The following is a 15,627-nucleotide window of genomic DNA, read 5'->3' on the forward strand; positions in this document are numbered from 1 at the left end:
ATAGGAATCCAGGTGAAAAGTCTCGATACGCTGACCTTCGACAACCGCTTCGCCCGCCTCGGTGACACCTTCTCCACCGAGGTACTGCCCGAACCCATCGAGCAGCCGCGGTTGGTGGTAGCGAGCGAGTCGGCGCTCGCTCTTCTCGATCTCGCTGCCAGCGAAGCGCAACGCCCCGAGTTCGCCGAACTGTTCGCCGGGCACAAACTCTGGGAGGAAGCCGAGCCGCGCGCCATGGTCTATTCCGGCCACCAGTTCGGCGGCTACACACCGCGACTGGGCGATGGTCGCGGGCTGCTACTGGGCGAAGTGGTCAACGAGGCCGGTGAGCACTGGGATCTGCACCTCAAGGGCGCCGGCATGACGCCTTACTCGCGCATGGGCGATGGCCGCGCAGTGCTGCGCAGCTCGATCCGCGAATTTCTCGCCAGCGAACACCTGCACGCCCTCGGCATCCCCAGCTCGCGAGCACTGTGCGTGACAGGATCGAGCACGCCGGTCTGGCGCGAGAAGCAGGAAAGCGCGGCCATGGTGCTGCGCCTGGCGCAGAGCCACGTACGCTTCGGCCACTTCGAATACTTCTACTACACGCGCCAGCACGAGCACCTGAAGACGCTGGGCGAGCATGTCATGGCCTGCCACTTCCCGCATTGCCTGGAACAGAAAGAGCCCTGGCTGGCGCTGCTGCGCGAAGTGATCGAACGCACCGCCGCGATGATCGCCAACTGGCAGGCCTATGGCTTCTGCCATGGGGTGATGAACACCGACAACATGTCGATCCTGGGTATCACCTTCGACTACGGCCCTTACGCCTTCCTCGACGATTTCGACGCCAACCACATCTGCAACCATTCCGACGACACCGGTCGCTACAGCTTCAGCAATCAGGTGCCCATCGCTCACTGGAACCTCGCAGCTCTGGCCCAGGCGCTGACGCCCTTCGCCACGGTCGAACACTTGCGCGAGGCCCTGGAGTTGTTCCTGCCGCTTTACCAGGCGCACTACCTCGACCTCATGCGCAAGCGCCTGGGTTTCACCAGCGCCGAGGCCGAGGACGAAGCGCTGATCCAGCGCCTGCTGCAACTGATGCAACAGGGCAAGGCCACTGACTACAGCCTGTTCTTCCGTCGCCTGGGCGAACAGGCGCCTGTCGAGGCGCTGAAAATCGTGCGCGACGACTTCGTCGACCTGGCTGGCTTCGACGCCTGGAGCCGCGACTACCTGGCCCGTTGCGAACGTGAAGGTGGCGAACAGGCCGAACGCCAGCTGCGCATGCATTCGATCAACCCCAGGTACATCCTGCGCAACTACCTGGCGCAGCAGGCCATTGAGGCCGCCGAACAGGGCGACTATGGCCCGGTGCGGGAGCTGCACGCGGTGCTGTCACGACCGTTCGACGAACAGCCGGACATGCAGCGCTATGCCGAGCGACCACCGGAGTGGGGCAAGCACCTGGAGATCAGCTGTTCGTCGTGAATATGGCGTGCCCCTGGCCGTAGGGTGCGCCGTGCGCACCAACCGTCCGCTGATCACGCAGAATAGAACCCACCACAGCTGCCAGCAGGTTGCACCCGCCCTGCTCAGGCAGTCAGCTCAGGTTGGTGGAGAACGCGCCAGCCACCCAGGCTGGACGTCTTATCCATTAAATCGAAAAGGCATATCAATCTGCCCAAACATTCTTAGACTATCTAAGAGAACCCCTCTATCTTGGCGCCCTGCCAGGCCGCCCAGTGCGTGCCCGATACCTCACACGAGATTCGACGCAAAGAATCTGCGCCCGATCCCGCTGGCCAGGACCTGCTGCCCAAACAGCCAGGCCACCTAGCGGACCAGAGGCCGGTTCTAAGGATTTTCATGCTCTGGGACTCCCTGCCGCTGCTGTTCGTCGGCGCCCTGCTGATCTGGGTGCTCTATGCCTTCGTCCGCGAAAAATGGAGCCCGGATATAGTCGCCGCCATCGCCGTGGCCGCCTTGCTGGTCAGCCAGTTGCTGACGCCAGGCGAGGTGCTCAGTGTGCTGTCCAACTCGGCCCCCGTGACCATCGCCTGCATGTTCGTGCTCTCCGCCGCGCTGGAGCGTACCGGCTGCATCGACGCCCTCGGCAATTGGCTGGGCAATCTGGTCGGTACCAGCCCGATTCGCGTACTCACCGGCCTCACCGTCACCGCGCTGGTGGTGTCCGCCTGCCTGAACAACACGCCGGTGGTGGCCATCCTCACTCCTGTAGCCATCGCACTGGCGCGCCGCGCCGGCACCCTGCCCTCAAAACTGCTGATCCCACTGTCCTACGCCACCATTCTCGGCGGCACCCTGACCATGATCGGTACCTCGACCAACATCCTGGTCGACGGCGTCGCGCGCAAGGCCGGTATGGCGCCGTTCGGCATTTTCGAGATTACCGGCGTCGGTCTGGTGATGGCGGCCTTCGGCATGCTCTATCTGCTGACCGTAGGCCACCGCCTGCTGCCGGAACGCGAGACCCTGTCGCGCCAGCTGCGCCCGGACCTGTCGCGCACCTTCATGACCGAACTGCTGGTGCCACAGGGCTCACCGATGATCGGCAAGACCCTGCACGAAGCCAACCTCAATGGCGGCAGCGGCCTGCAGGTGCTCAAGTTGTTCCGTGAAGAGCAGGAGCTGACCGAACCCGGCGCCGAAACCCTGCTGGCCAGCGGCGACCGACTGGTGCTGCATGGCCAGGTCAAGGATGTCGTGGAACTGCGCGAAAGCGGCCACCTGAGCTTCAACCGGAGCGACGCCTTCGAGACCATCAGCAGCCACGACGTGATCCTCGCCGAGGCCATCGTCGGGCGTAACTCGCGCTACAGCCACCGGCCGATGCGCGATCTGGACCTCACCGCGCGCTACGGCATCGCGGTGCTCGCCGTGCATCGCCAGGACGAGAACGTGCAGGGCAACCTCGATGATTTCGAGCTGCAATTCGGCGACGTGATGCTGGTCGAGGGCACACCTGCGCAGATCAAACGCTTCGCCGACAACGGCGAGCTGATCAGCCTCAACGCCGTGCAAGAGCGCGCCTTCCGCCGCGACAAGGCGCCCATCGCGATTCTCTCGACCCTGGCAGTCATGCTGCTGGCCGCCTTTGGCGTGATGCCCATCGAAGGCCTGGCGATCATCGGCGCAGTCACCGTGCTGGCGACCCGTTGCCTGGATGTGGAAGACGCCTACAAGGCCGTCGACTGGAAGATCCTCAGCCTGATCTTCGGCATGCTGGCCATCAGCATTGCCATGGACAAGGTCGGCCTGGTCAAGCTGCTGGTGGAAAATGTCATGGGCTGGCTGCCCTGGGCCGGGCCGCTGCTGATGCTGAGTTTCATCTACCTGTTCACGTCCATCCTGACCGAGATGCTGTCGAACAATGCCGTGGCCGTGCTGGTGACGCCCATCGCCATCGGCATGGCCCAACATCTGGGCGTCGACCCACGCGCCTTCGTGGTCGCGGTGATGTTCGCCGCCAGCGCCAGCTTCGCCACGCCCATCGGCTACCAGACCAACACCTTCGTCTACAACGCTGGTGGCTACCGCTTCACCGACTTCATGAAGATCGGCATTCCCCTGAATCTGCTGCTGTGGGGCGTCGCCACGCTGGTCATCCCCTGGTTCTTCCCGCTGACCCCGCTCTGACTTGATATCCGCTGGCGCTGGCTCCATGTAAGGCGCATGACCTACGGAGCCTCGCCTCATGTCCGATCCACTGCTGATTCCCTGCCCACACTGCAACGGGCTCAACCGCATTCCCGCCGAGCGTCTGCACGACGCCCCGCGTTGCGGCCGCTGCAAGAGTGACGTGCTGCCCGCGGCGCCCATCACGCTCACCCAAGCCAACTTCGCCAGTCAGTTGAAGGGCGACCTGCCACTACTGGTGGATGTCTGGGCCAGTTGGTGCGGTCCCTGCCAGGCCTTCGCTCCGACCTTCCAGCAGGCAGCCGCCCAACTGCAAGGCCACTGCCGTCTGGGCAAGCTCGACAGCGAGGCCAATCCGAACCTGGCCGGGCAACTCGGCATTCGCTCCATTCCCAGCCTGATCCTGTTCAAGGACGGCGTCGAAATCGCCCGCCAGAGCGGCGCCATGCCTCTCCCCCAACTGCAGGCCTGGCTGCGCCAGCAGGGCATATAGGATGCCCCTGTAGCCCGGATGCAATCCGGGAAACGTGCCGGCTATCCTCGGATTGCATCCGGGCTGCAGGCTTGGGGCGATTGAGCGCTTCGGTCAGTCAGCACGGGCGCTGCGGTCAATTGCAGCGCCCCCCCCTGCCCCTTAGTCTGGCAAACCGTCCACTCAGGGAGTTTTGCCATGCCGCTGCCCGTTGAAATCGCTCGCCAGCTCACCGAGGAACAGATCGCCTTCGTCAAACGCAGCGGCCTCAGGGCCGAGGTGCTGGAGCCAGGCTTTGTGCGCCTGCGCATGCCCCTGCAAGGCAACCAGAACCATATCGGCAGCATGTACGCGGGCGCCCTCTTCACCCTCGCCGAAATACCCGGCGGCGCGCTGTTTCTGACCAGCTTCGACGCCGAGCGCTTCTACCCCATCATCAAGGAAATGAACCTGCGCTTTCGCCGCCCGGCCACGGGCGACATTCAGGTTGAGGCGCGCCTCTCGGCCGAGGCAATCGTCCACCTGGAAGAACAAGCCAGCCTGCAGGGCAAGGCCGACTATCTGCTGGAGCTGCAACTGACCGACGGCAGCGGCGAAGTGGTCGCAGAAAGTCGCGGCCACTACCAATTGCGTTTACGCTGAATCACGCCGCTGCCTGCATTCGCAATCGGTAACAGTCCCCGACCTTGCCATAGGTCAAAAGAGCGGCTATCTGAACAGGCACAATAAAATTGCCGAGGGGTATCGGCAGGAGAGCCGTCACCATGTTCAACCATATTCTTATCGCCCATGACCTGCGCGACACCGCTGACATGGCGTTGTGCCGTGCCACGCAGTTGGCTCAGCAGCACAAGGCCCGCCTGAGCATCCTGCATGTACTCGACCCCAGCCAGAGTAGCGAACAGCACGAAAAGGCGCGCCAGGCGCTGGATCGCAGCCTGACCCGATACGCTCCACCCGGCACCGAACTGCGCATGCTCAGCGGCAAACCTTCCGAGGTCGTCCTGCAACAGGTTCAGGACAGCGGCTGCGACCTGCTGGTGCTGGGCGGGCACCACCAGCGCCATGACTTTTTCTCCGGCACCAGCCTCGATCGCATTGCCCGCCGCTGCACGGTGCCGCTGCTGCTGGTAGCGCGCAACGACGCCCAGCCTTACCAGCGGGCGCTGGCCGCCATCGACTTCTCCCTGTGCGCCTGCAGTGCCCTCGGCCAGGCCTATCGCCTGTTGCCCGGCGATGCCGAGCTGCACGCCCTGCATGTATTCGAACCGGACAAGGGCACGCCGCAGCAGGTCGAACTGCAACTGCAGACCCAGCGCGGCCTGATCGATCAGCTGTTGCAGGACGAAGCGCAAAGCCTGCCACCTGGGGGGCCGAAGCTGAGCCACGACGTGCTGCAGGGCGGCATCCTGCGCAGCCTGCAGGAGCAGATCAAGGCGCGTCGAGCAGAACTGCTGGTGCTCGGCAGCCACGGCCGCAGCGCCTTCTCCCAGGCACTGCTGGGTAGCCTGGCGCAGCATTTCCTGCACAAGGCACCGTGCGACGTGTTCGTGGTGCGCTAGCCCGCGCGGTCAGATCGCCGCCAAGCCCCGCCCCCCATCACCCTCACTCAGGGCGGCCGATCTGCCGCCCTTTGCACTGCGGCAACACGCGCGCCTTCCGAGCAGAGGCGTCGTAAACCCATGGTCGGCACCCCGACTCCCCCTCGATGCCTGGACACAGCAGCACGGATGCCAATTAGCCATCATCTTTGTAGAATCGCCCCGCCTAATGGCCAAACCGATGCATACAAGGAGTAGTTTCATGAGTATGGAAAAGACCTTCAGACTGGTCGCCGTTACCTTCCTGCTGGCGCTTTGCGTTGGCTGCGCAACGAGTCGTTCCGAGATCGACGTGAAGGTTCCTTCACTGGAGCTGGCCGCTAACCCCGAAGCCGGCAACGGCAAGAAGGTGTACATCAGCGCAGTCGATGAACGCGTTTTCGAAATCAAGCCGAGTCAGGCCGACATCCCGTCACTGAAGAATGCGGAAACTGCTGATCGCTCGATCACCGAGCGGGCCGTTGGTCGCAAGAGAAATGGCTACGGCAAAGCGCTTGGCGACGTTCTGCTGCCATCTGGCCGCACCGTTTCCGCCCTGGTCGAAGAGTCTGTGGCCTCTGCCTATCGGCAAGCCGGCTATGACGTGGTGACAGAGCCCAACGCCGCAGGCGCTACCGAGGTGAAGGTTCGCGTCAAGGAGTTCTGGTCATGGTTTTCGCCTGGCTTCTTCTACGTGACGGTCAACAACAAGTCGCGCCTGAACATCGAAGCCGCAGGCCAACCGAACATGGAGATCGTCACGCTGAAAAGCGACGGCATGCAAGCCGTTACCGACAGCGACTGGAAGGCCATCACCGAAGCTGGCCTCCGGGAAATCGCCCAGGAAACCGCCAACAAACTCTGATGCATCAAGCTGAAACAGGAACGCCCCGATAACCTTGGGGCGTTCTTGTTGAAATCTATTACTCAAGCCGTCTTGGACAGCGTCAATCTGCCGCGTTCAGCAGATCGTGCAACTCGACGAACTGCTGGGTCAGCTTGTGCCGTGCATCCAGATAGATCAGTGGCGTGCACACCTGGTGCGATTCGCGCATCTTCACCGAGCTCATCAGGTTCACCGGCAACACCGGCAAGCCCTCGGCGACCAACTCATCCAGCAGTTGCTGCGGCAATGTGGCACGCGGCTGAAACTGGTTGACCACGATACCCTCCACCTCCAGATCCTCGTTATGGTCCTCCTTCAACTCGTCGATCTCGGCCAGCAGGCCGTACAGGGCGTTGCGCGAGAAGCTGTCGCAGTCGAAGGGAATCAACACGCGGTCTGCCGCGATCAAGGCTGAAACCGTATAGAAATTCAGTGCTGGCGGCGTGTCCAGGTAGATGTGGTCGTAATCTTCGGCCAGCTCGTCGAGCAGTTTGCGCAGTTTGTTGATCTTGTGCTTCTGCTCCAGCTTCGGCTGCAGCTCGGCCAGCTCTGCCGTGGCGGTGACCACATGCAGGTTGTCGAACGGCGTCTCGTAGATATCCACCTTGCCCTTCTTGGCGAAAGGCCCGGAAGACAGGGTCTGTTTGAAGAAGTCGGCAATGCCCATGGGGATTTCCTCACCAGTGAGCCCGGTGAGGTACTGGGTCGAGTTGGCCTGGGCATCCAGGTCTATCAGCAGCGTACGGTAGCCCTGCGCCGCACTTACCGCCGCGAGATTACAGGCGATGCTGGACTTGCCCACGCCCCCCTTCTGGTTGAACACCACACGTCGCATCGCCGCTCTCCCTGATCTGGAATGTTCCGAATACTATGCAAAGCCCATGACAAGCACGAGACGTAGGCCACATCGCCATCATCCGCCCATCAGAAGAAGCTGCGCAACATTTGCACAGCGCTGCGTGCATCTAGATAATGCCCGCCCGAACAAGTACCGGCACTATGCCATGGCACTGACTGACACTGTCTCTTTCAGGCGTCTCGTCGTGCCGACCAGTATGCCCGGAGTGGCGAAAAGCCTCGTGCTATGAATTTCCAGATCGAAGGATTGCGCGCCTGGGCCCCCGGCCTGGAGTCAGAGGATGATTGGCGAGCCTGGTGCAACGCCCCCGTGGTCGTGCCCGACGACCAGCAGCAGCCGGACGTGAGTTTCCTACCCGCCATGCAGCGCCGCCGCCTCAGCCGGCTGGCGCGGATGCTGTTCCATGTCGCCTGGCCGCTGGCAGAGGGTCAAGGCCCTCTGCCACTGGTGTTCGCCTCGCGTCATGGCGAGACGCCGCGCACGCTGGCGATCCTCAGCGAACTGGCGAAGGACGAACCGCTGTCGCCCACCCAATTCAGCCTCTCGGTGCATAACGCCATCATCGGCCTGTGGTCGATCCTGCGCGAAGACACCAGCGAGATGACCGCCATGGCTGCTGCCGGGGACGGTCTGGAACAGGCCATGCTCGAAGCCAGTGGCCTGCTTGCCGAAGGTGCTCCTGCAGTATTACTGGTTATTGCAGAAGAATTACCGCCTGACCTCTACACGCCCTATATAGATGACGTACCCTTCTCCTACGCGCTGGCTCTGCTGCTGAAACCGGGCAAAACCTGGACATTGAGCCTCGCCCCCGCCGAATCCGGCTTACCCGCCGCCTGGCCACACCCCCTGAACCTGCTGCGCGCCTTGTATGGTGGGCAGCCAACGCTGATTCACTACTGGAAAGACCGCCAATGGATCTGGTCACGCAACGAGGCCTGAGCCCTTACAGCCCGCCTTATGCATGGAGGCTTGTCGCCACCGCACTGAGCTTCGCCCTATTCGGCGTCGGCGGGGTGTTGCTGCGCGTGCTTGTCTTCCCGCTGCTCAGCCTGCTGCCCGGCGACACCCTGCGCCGGCGAACCCGAGCGCGTGCAGTGGTCAGCCGGACGTTTCGCATATTCGTCGAGTTCATGTTCCGCACCGGTGTTCTCACCTATGAGGTCGAGGGCGCAGAACGCCTGGGCCGTCCAGGACAAATGGTCATTGCCAATCATCCCTCGCTGATCGATGTGGTCGTGCTGATTGCCTTCATCCGCGATGCCAACTGCGTGGTCAAACAGAGCCTGTGGGAAAACCCCTGCATGCGCGGGCCGATTCGTGCCGCCCGGTACATCAGCAACAGCGGCAGCATGGACATGCTCGACGAAGCTGCCGGTGCCCTGCAGAACGGCGAAACCCTCATCATTTTCCCCGAGGGCACCCGCACCGTACCCGGCACCAACCCGGAATTTCATCGTGGTGCCGCCGCGATTGCCGTGCGCGGCGCCAGTGTGGTGACCCCGGTGGTCATCAGCGTGACACCTACGACGCTGACCAAGGCCGAACCCTGGTACAGCATTCCATCGCGCCGCTTTCACTTTCGGCTGCGGGTCGGGGAGGATATCGACCCGCGGCAATTCACCGAGCAGGCGCCATTGCCGATTGCCTCGCGCAAGCTCAACGACCATCTGCACCAACACTTTATGAAGGAGCTCGCCTCAGATGAGCGATCTGCAACTTGAAATCAAGAACCTGATCATCGATGCCCTCGGCCTCGAGGACATGAGCGCCGATGACATTGGCGCGGAGCAGACTCTGTTTGGCGAAGGGCTCGGCCTGGACTCGGTGGACGCGCTCGAGCTGGGGCTGGCGATCCAGAAGCGCTTCGGCATCAAGATCGACGCTGAAGCCAAGGACACGCGCAAGCACTTCGCCAACGTCGCGAGCCTGGCTGCGTTCGTTTCCGCCCAGAAAGCTGCCTGAGGTTTTCACCGATGCAAAGCCGTGAAGAAATCTTCGTCACCCTGCGTAGCGCCCTGGTGGAGCTGTTCGAGCTGGATGCCGAGCGCGTGACCCTCGACGCCAGCCTGTATGAAGACCTGGAGATCGACAGCATCGATGCGGTCGACCTGATCGACCATATCAAGCGCCAGACCGGGCGCAAGCTCGCCGCTGAAGAGTTCAAGAGCGTGCGCAGCGTGGGCGACGTGGTCGAAGCCGTCTATCGCCTGATCAATGACACGCCTCAGGCCCAAGACTGACTCCATGGCTCGCCTGTTTGGCCTGCTCTTGCTGATAGCCGGCGTGCTCTATCCGTTCGCCGTCTATTACGGCCTGGAGCATTGGTCGCCACGTGTGTTCGCCGCATTGCTGGGCGGACTCTGGCTTGCCCGCGCACTGACGGCACGACGCCGACCGGGCGGCCTGTGGCTGGCCGTGGCGGCGTTGGTGTTCTGCCTGCTGCTCGGAGTCGCGAACGAACCGGCGCTGCTGCGCTGGTACCCGGTACTGCTCAACCTGATGCTGCTGGCGCTGTTTGGCCTCAGCCTGAAATTCGGCCCGCCACTGGTGGAACGCATGGCGCGCCTGCGTGAACCGGAGCTGCCGGACGTCGCCGTGCGCTACACGCGCACCGTCACCAAGGTCTGGGCGCTGTTCTTCCTCGGCAACACGCTCCTGCTGATGGCGCTGGCGATGTGGGCGCCGCTTTCCTGGTGGACGCTCTACACCGGATTCATCTCTTACGGCCTGATTGGCCTGTTGTTCGCTGGCGAATGGTTGATCCGCCAGCAGGTAAGGAAATACGAATGACCTGGCTGCCCATCACCGATCTGTTGCTGAAGGCTCAGCCCGAGCGTCAGGTTGCTCTGGAACCCGCGCTGCATCATCCAGAGCTGCGTGAGCGCGCCTTGCGCCTGGCCGCAGCCCTGCAGGCGCGCGGTGTACAACGCGTGGCGCTGTATCTGGAAGATGCTGCCGAGCTGGCCATCGCTCTGCTCGGCGCCTGGCGCGTCGGGGTGCAGGTACTGCTGCCCGCCGATGCCCAGACGCAAACCCGGCAGCGCCTGTCCGCCCAGATCGACCTGTGGCTGGACGACCTGAGCGAGCTGGATGCCGAGCCACTGCCTGGTGCACGCCTGCTGCCCGAGCATTGCCGCCTGACCCTGTGCACCTCGGGCTCCAGTGGCGAACCCAAGCTGATCGACAAGAGCCTTGCGCAACTGGCCAACGAGGTCGAAGCACTGGAGCGGTTGTGGGGCCAGAACCTCGGCCAGGCCAGCATCCTCGGCAGTGTCGCCTGCCAGCATATCTATGGCCTGCTGTTTCGCCTGCTGTGGCCACTGTGCGCAGGCCGCCCCCTGTACCGCCGCGCCGTGCCCTTCCCCGAGGATCTGCAGCGCATCAGCCTGGATCAGGGCGACTTTGCCTGGATAGCCAGCCCGGCCTTGCTCAAGCGCATGGGCGACAACCTCGACTGGTCGGCGCTGAGCCGCGTGAAACAGGTATTTTCCTCCGGCGGCGCGCTGCCCGGCGAAGCGGCCGAATCCCTGCACGAACGCCTGGGCCAGTGGCCGACGGAAATCTACGGCAGCTCGGAAACCGGCGGCATTGGCTGGCGTCAGGGCGATACGGCCTGGCAGCCGTTCCCAGGCGTCGAGCTGAGCCTCGATGAAACCGGCGCCCTGCGCATCGCTTCGCCGTACTTGCCAGCTGGGCATATCGAACAGAGCGCAGATGCCGCCGAGATCGGCACTGACGGCCGTTTCGTCCTGCGTGGGCGCCTCGACCGCATCGTCAAGCTGGAAGAGAAGCGCATCTCCCTGCCCATGCTCGAGCAGGCGCTGATGAGTCATGACTGGGTGACCGATGCCCGCCTTGGCGTGATTCAGGAAGGTCGAGCCTTCCTCGGTGCCGTGCTGGCCCTGAGCACGAACGGCGTGCATGCCCTGCGCAACCAGGGGCGTCGCACCGTCACCGAAACCCTGCGCCGGCACCTGGCCGAACATTGCGAGGCCATCGCCCTGCCGCGCCGCTGGCGCCTGCTCCTGGAGTTGCCCTACAGCAGCCAGGGCAAGCTGGCGCAGAGCCAGATCGACGCCCTGCTGGCCGCGCCACGTCCAACGCGGGTGGAGCCTCTCAGTAGCGAAGAACTCGACGGCGAATGGCTGCTGCAATTGCAGGTACCAGTGGATCTCGCCCACTTCACCGGCCATTTCCCGCAAACGCCGGTACTGCCGGGCGTGGTACAGGTCGACTGGGCCCAACAACTGGCCCGCCAGTTGATCGCACATCTGCCACCGCGCTTCGCCGGCATGGAAGTGCTGAAATTCCAGCAACTGGTGCGCCCCGGCGACACCCTGCAGTTGTCCCTGCGTTTCGATGCCGAACGCGGCAAGCTGTATTTCGCTTATCGCAATGGCGAGGCTGCCTGTTCTTCCGGGCGCATTCTGCTGGAGCAGGCCCATGGCTGAGCCAGGCTTCAATCCCTGCGCGGTGATCCCAGTGTATGACCACGAGCGGCCATTGCCCGGTGTGGTCGGGCAACTGCGCAGCGCCGGCTTGCCGTGCCTGCTGGTGGACGACGGCTCGAACGCAACCTGCGCTGCGGTAATCGACGAACTGGCGCAGCAGCCGAACATTCACCTGCTACGCCTGCCGAGCAACCAGGGCAAGGGCGGCGCAGTGATGGCCGGCCTGCGCGAAGCAGCGCGCCTCGGCTACAGCCATGCCCTGCAGGTAGACGCTGATGGTCAGCACGACCTGAGCACCCTGGATCAGTTCATCGCCGCCGCTCGCGCTCATCCGCAAACCTTGGTCTGTGGCTATCCGCAATACGATGCGAGCGTGCCCAGGTCGCGCCTTTACGCCCGCTACCTGACCCACGTCTGGGTCTGGATCAACTGCCTGTCATTGCAGATTCGCGACTCCATGTGCGGCTTTCGCATCTACCCGCTGCCGGCCACCCTGGCCCTGCTCGATACGGTGCAACTCGGTCGGCGCATGGATTTCGACACCGAGATACTGGTGCGCATGGCCTGGCGTGAACAACCGATGCACTGGCTGCCGACCCGCGTGCACTACCCGGCCGATGGCCTTTCGCATTTTCGCCTGTGGCACGACAACCTCCTGATCTCGGGCATGCATGCCCGGTTGTTCTTCGGCATGCTGCTGCGCGCGCCGAGGATTCTATGGCGCAGGCTGGTCGCATGAACGCTGCCGAGCACAACGACCACTGGGCACGGCAGAAGGAGCGCGGCAGTTTTCTGCTGATGCGCTTTACCGTCGTAGCGGCGCGCCTGCTTGGCCGTCGTCCCCTGGTGCCGCTGCTGTACCTGATCGTCTTGTATTTCTACATCTTCGGCCGCAGCGCGCGGACCAGCATCCATCAGTACCAGAACAACCTGGCGAGCTGGGGCGCACGTCCCGATCTGCGCCCGAGCCGCCGTTCGGTACTGCGTCAGTTCCTGGCATTCGCCGATAGTCTGCTGGACAAGCTCGATGTGTGGAACGGCCGCCTGCCTTTGCAGGAACTACAACTGGTCGACCCCGGCAACCTGCGCGACACGCTGCACGATGGCGGCCGTGGACGGCTGCTGGTAGGCGCCCACCTGGGCAACCTGGAGGTCTGTCGGGCACTGGCCGAACTCGGCGAGCGGGTACGCATGAACGTACTGGTGCACACCAAGCACGCCGAGCGCTTCAACCGCCTGCTGGGCGAATCCGGCGCCAGCCACCTGCGCCTGATTCAGGTCAGCGAACTGGACCCGGCGATCATGCTGCAACTGGCCGAGCGCCTGGAACGCGGCGAGTGGCTGGCTATCGCTGGGGACCGCGTGCCGCTGCATGGCGGACGCAATGTCACGGTCGACTTTCTTGGCCAACCCGCAGCATTCCCTCAAGGTCCCTGGCTGCTGGCAGGCCTGTTGCAATGCCCGGTCGGGCTGATGCACTGCCTGAAGATCGACGGGCGCTACCAGGTGCGCCTGGAACACTTTGCCGATGTGGTGAGCTGGAAGCGCAGCGAGCGCGACCAAGTGGTTCACAGCTGGGCACAACGTTACGCGCAGCGCCTGGGCGAACACTGCCTGGACGCACCGCTGCAATGGTTCAACTTCTACCCTTTCTGGAAGCGAGATGACGACATACCAGCCTGAGCCGGTGATCTTCGGCGAGCGCGCCCTGACCATCGAGAACATCGTAGCCCTGTCGCAGCGCCAGGCCCGCGCCCAGCTGCAGGATGATACCGCCTACCGGGAAAAGATCGCCAAGGGGGCACGCTTCCTCGACACCCTGCTGGACAAGGAAGGCGTGATCTACGGCGTGACCACCGGCTACGGCGACTCCTGCGTGGTAGCGGTGCCGCTGCATCAGGTCGAGGCGCTGCCCAAGCACCTGTTTACCTTCCACGGTTGCGGCCTGGGCAAACTGCTCGACGCGCCGAGCAGCCGCGCCGTTCTGGCTGCCCGACTGCAGTCGCTTTGCCACGGTGTTTCCGGCGTGCGCGTGGAACTGCTGGAGCGCATCCAGGCCTTCATCGATCACGACGTGCTGCCCCTGATCCCGGAAGAAGGCTCGGTCGGTGCCAGCGGCGATCTCACTCCGCTGTCCTACGTCGCCGCCACCCTCAGCGGTGAGCGCGACGTGCTGTACAAGGGCGAACGTCGCAGCGCCGCCGAGGTGCATGAAGAACTCGGCTGGACGCCGCTGACCCTGCGCCCGAAAGAAGCCCTGGCACTGATGAACGGCACCGCCGTGATGACCGCCCTGGCCTGCCTGGCCTATGCCCGCGCCGACTACCTGCTGAAGCTGGCGACGCGCATCACCGCGCTCAACGTGATCGCTCTGGAGGGCAACCCGGAGCACTTCGACGAGCGCCTGTTCGCCGCCAAGCCGCACCCGGGCCAGACCCAGGTCGCCGCCTGGATTCGTCAGGATCTGGCCGTCGAGGCGCCGCTGCCACCACTGCATCGCCTGCAGGATCGCTACTCGATCCGTTGTGCGCCGCACGTACTTGGCGTACTGGCCGACAGCCTGGGCCTGCTGCGTCAGTTCATCGAGATCGAACTCAATAGCGCCAACGACAACCCGTTGTTCGACGCCGAGACCGAGCGCACCCTGCACGGCGGCCACTTCTATGGCGGGCATATTGCCTTCGCCATGGACAGCCTGAAGAACCTGGTCGGCAACGTCGCCGACCTGCTCGACCGTCAGCTCGCCCTGCTAGTGGACTCTCGCTACAACCACGGCCTGCCGAGCAACCTGTCCGGCGCGCCGGCCGAAACGGCGATGATCAACCACGGTTTCAAGGCCGTGCAGATCGGCGCCAGCGCCTGGACCGCCGAAGCGCTGAAGAACACCATGCCGGCCAGCGTGTTCTCGCGCTCCACCGAATGCCATAACCAGGACAAGGTGAGCATGGGCACCATCGCCGCGCGCGATGCCCTGCGCAGCCTGGAACTGACCGAGCAGGTCGCTGCCGCCACGCTGCTGGCCGCCAACCAGGGCGTGTGGCTGCGCGAGCGCGCCGGCAAGCAGGACATCCCCGCGCCACTGGCTGCCATGCGCGAGCAGTTGGCCAACGACTTCCCGCCGGTGATCGAAGACCGCGCCCTTGAAGGCGAACTGCGCCTGTGCCTGGAACGCATCCGCACCCAGCACTGGAGGCTGTATGCCTGAGCCTGTTCTGGTGCGCATGGCGCACCCGATGCCCCACTACCAAGTAGGGTGCGCCATGCGCACCATCGGCTCAGGAGCAATCCATGCGTAAGTCAGGCGTCTTGCAGGCGGAAATCGAACTGCAGGTGCAGTTCTACGATGTCGACATGATGGAAATCGTCTGGCATGGCCATTACGTCAAATACTTCGAGCAGGCGCGCTGCGCCCTGCTCGACAAGCTCGACCACAACTACCGGCAGATGCGCGACTCCGGCTACGCCTGGCCGGTGATCGATCTGCAAGTGCGCTACGTGCGCGGCGCGCAATTCGGCCAGCGCATCATCGTGCGCGCCGATCTGGTGGAGTGGGAAAGCCGCCTGAAGATCAATTACCTGATCAGCGATGCCGAGACGGGCGAGCGCATGACCCGCGGCAGCACCGTGCAAGTCGCCGTGGAAATCGCCACGCGGGAAATGCAGTTCGCCTCACCACAGGTCTTCATCGATGCCGTGCAGAGGGCCATCGCGTGAACCGCCTGCTCAGCGCC

17 protein-coding genes are annotated in these 15,627 nt (G+C 63.7%); 16 read left to right on the forward strand and 1 reads right to left on the reverse strand.

All coding sequences use genetic code 11. From position 1 onward, the window contains the following. Positions 1-12: 12 nt before the first annotated feature. The 6 genes from selO to H3221_RS02835 all read left to right on the forward strand — a co-directional run bounded on the left by selO (position 13) and on the right by H3221_RS02835 (position 6,562). Positions 13-1,476: a protein adenylyltransferase SelO gene (selO, locus tag H3221_RS02810; protein ID WP_196476340.1), complete on the forward strand. Its 1,464-nt coding sequence runs from the start codon at positions 13-15 to the stop codon at positions 1,474-1,476. A 378-nt stretch (positions 1,477-1,854) separates the two neighbouring features. Then, on the forward strand, positions 1,855-3,645 hold the full coding sequence (locus H3221_RS02815; RefSeq protein WP_196476341.1) for an SLC13 family permease: 1,791 nt from the start codon (positions 1,855-1,857) through the stop codon (positions 3,643-3,645). Positions 3,646-3,703: 58 nt separating this feature from the next. Continuing rightward, positions 3,704-4,138, forward strand: a complete 435-nt coding sequence (gene trxC / locus H3221_RS02820) for a thioredoxin TrxC (protein ID WP_196476342.1) — start codon at positions 3,704-3,706, stop codon at positions 4,136-4,138. A gap of 177 nt (positions 4,139-4,315) precedes the next feature. Continuing rightward, positions 4,316-4,759: a YiiD C-terminal domain-containing protein gene (locus H3221_RS02825; protein WP_196476343.1), complete on the forward strand. Its 444-nt coding sequence runs from the start codon at positions 4,316-4,318 to the stop codon at positions 4,757-4,759. Positions 4,760-4,881: 122 nt separating this feature from the next. Continuing rightward, positions 4,882-5,679: a universal stress protein gene (locus H3221_RS02830; RefSeq protein WP_196476344.1), complete on the forward strand. Its 798-nt coding sequence runs from the start codon at positions 4,882-4,884 to the stop codon at positions 5,677-5,679. Positions 5,680-5,920: 241 nt separating this feature from the next. Then, positions 5,921-6,562, forward strand: a complete 642-nt coding sequence (locus H3221_RS02835) for a flagellar biosynthesis protein (RefSeq protein ID WP_160019147.1) — start codon at positions 5,921-5,923, stop codon at positions 6,560-6,562. Between the two features lie 82 nt (positions 6,563-6,644). Here H3221_RS02835 and H3221_RS02840 read toward each other — a convergent pair whose 3' ends face one another. Next, positions 6,645-7,418 carry a ParA family protein gene (locus H3221_RS02840; RefSeq protein WP_160019146.1) on the reverse strand — a complete coding sequence of 258 codons (774 nt, stop codon included), beginning with the start codon at positions 7,416-7,418 and terminating at the stop codon, positions 6,645-6,647. Positions 7,419-7,667: 249 nt separating this feature from the next. Here H3221_RS02840 and H3221_RS02845 point away from each other — a divergent pair, with 249 nt between their 5' ends. From H3221_RS02845 to H3221_RS02890, 10 genes are all read left to right on the forward strand, one after another. Continuing rightward, the gene (locus H3221_RS02845; protein ID WP_192980246.1) at positions 7,668-8,384 is read left to right on the forward strand and encodes a beta-ketoacyl synthase chain length factor; all 717 of its coding nucleotides are present in this window, start codon (positions 7,668-7,670) and stop codon (positions 8,382-8,384) included. Then, positions 8,357-9,166: a lysophospholipid acyltransferase family protein gene (locus H3221_RS02850; RefSeq protein ID WP_196476345.1), complete on the forward strand. Its 810-nt coding sequence runs from the start codon at positions 8,357-8,359 to the stop codon at positions 9,164-9,166. The genes H3221_RS02845 and H3221_RS02850 overlap by 28 nt, the downstream gene beginning before the upstream one ends. Continuing rightward, the gene (locus tag H3221_RS02855; protein WP_017678587.1) at positions 9,147-9,407 is read left to right on the forward strand and encodes a phosphopantetheine-binding protein; all 261 of its coding nucleotides are present in this window, start codon (positions 9,147-9,149) and stop codon (positions 9,405-9,407) included. Before H3221_RS02850 ends, H3221_RS02855 begins: the two co-directional genes overlap by 20 nt. 11 nt (positions 9,408-9,418) lie before the next feature. After that, positions 9,419-9,685: an acyl carrier protein gene (locus tag H3221_RS02860; protein ID WP_192980248.1), complete on the forward strand. Its 267-nt coding sequence runs from the start codon at positions 9,419-9,421 to the stop codon at positions 9,683-9,685. 4 nt (positions 9,686-9,689) lie between these two features. Further along, positions 9,690-10,235, forward strand: coding sequence for a COG4648 family protein (locus tag H3221_RS02865; RefSeq protein ID WP_192980249.1), 546 nt, complete (start codon positions 9,690-9,692; stop codon positions 10,233-10,235). Next, the gene (locus tag H3221_RS02870; RefSeq protein WP_196476346.1) at positions 10,232-11,896 is read left to right on the forward strand and encodes an acyl-CoA synthetase family protein; all 1,665 of its coding nucleotides are present in this window, start codon (positions 10,232-10,234) and stop codon (positions 11,894-11,896) included. Before H3221_RS02865 ends, H3221_RS02870 begins: the two co-directional genes overlap by 4 nt. Further along, entirely contained in the window at positions 11,889-12,635 is a 747-nt protein-coding gene (locus H3221_RS02875) for a glycosyltransferase family 2 protein (RefSeq protein ID WP_192980251.1), read from the forward strand. The genes H3221_RS02870 and H3221_RS02875 overlap by 8 nt, the downstream gene beginning before the upstream one ends. Continuing rightward, the gene (locus tag H3221_RS02880; protein ID WP_397427944.1) at positions 12,632-13,579 is read left to right on the forward strand and encodes an LpxL/LpxP family acyltransferase; all 948 of its coding nucleotides are present in this window, start codon (positions 12,632-12,634) and stop codon (positions 13,577-13,579) included. Before H3221_RS02875 ends, H3221_RS02880 begins: the two co-directional genes overlap by 4 nt. Next, positions 13,560-15,101 carry an HAL/PAL/TAL family ammonia-lyase gene (locus H3221_RS02885; protein WP_196476348.1) on the forward strand — a complete coding sequence of 514 codons (1,542 nt, stop codon included), beginning with the start codon at positions 13,560-13,562 and terminating at the stop codon, positions 15,099-15,101. Before H3221_RS02880 ends, H3221_RS02885 begins: the two co-directional genes overlap by 20 nt. A gap of 83 nt (positions 15,102-15,184) precedes the next feature. Then, positions 15,185-15,610 carry an acyl-CoA thioesterase gene (locus H3221_RS02890; RefSeq protein WP_074913745.1) on the forward strand — a complete coding sequence of 142 codons (426 nt, stop codon included), beginning with the start codon at positions 15,185-15,187 and terminating at the stop codon, positions 15,608-15,610. Positions 15,611-15,627 lie beyond the last annotated feature (17 nt).

This window comes from Pseudomonas chaetocerotis, from assembly GCF_015712105.2.
GTDB classification, from domain to species: domain Bacteria; phylum Pseudomonadota; class Gammaproteobacteria; order Pseudomonadales; family Pseudomonadaceae; genus Aquipseudomonas; species Aquipseudomonas chaetocerotis.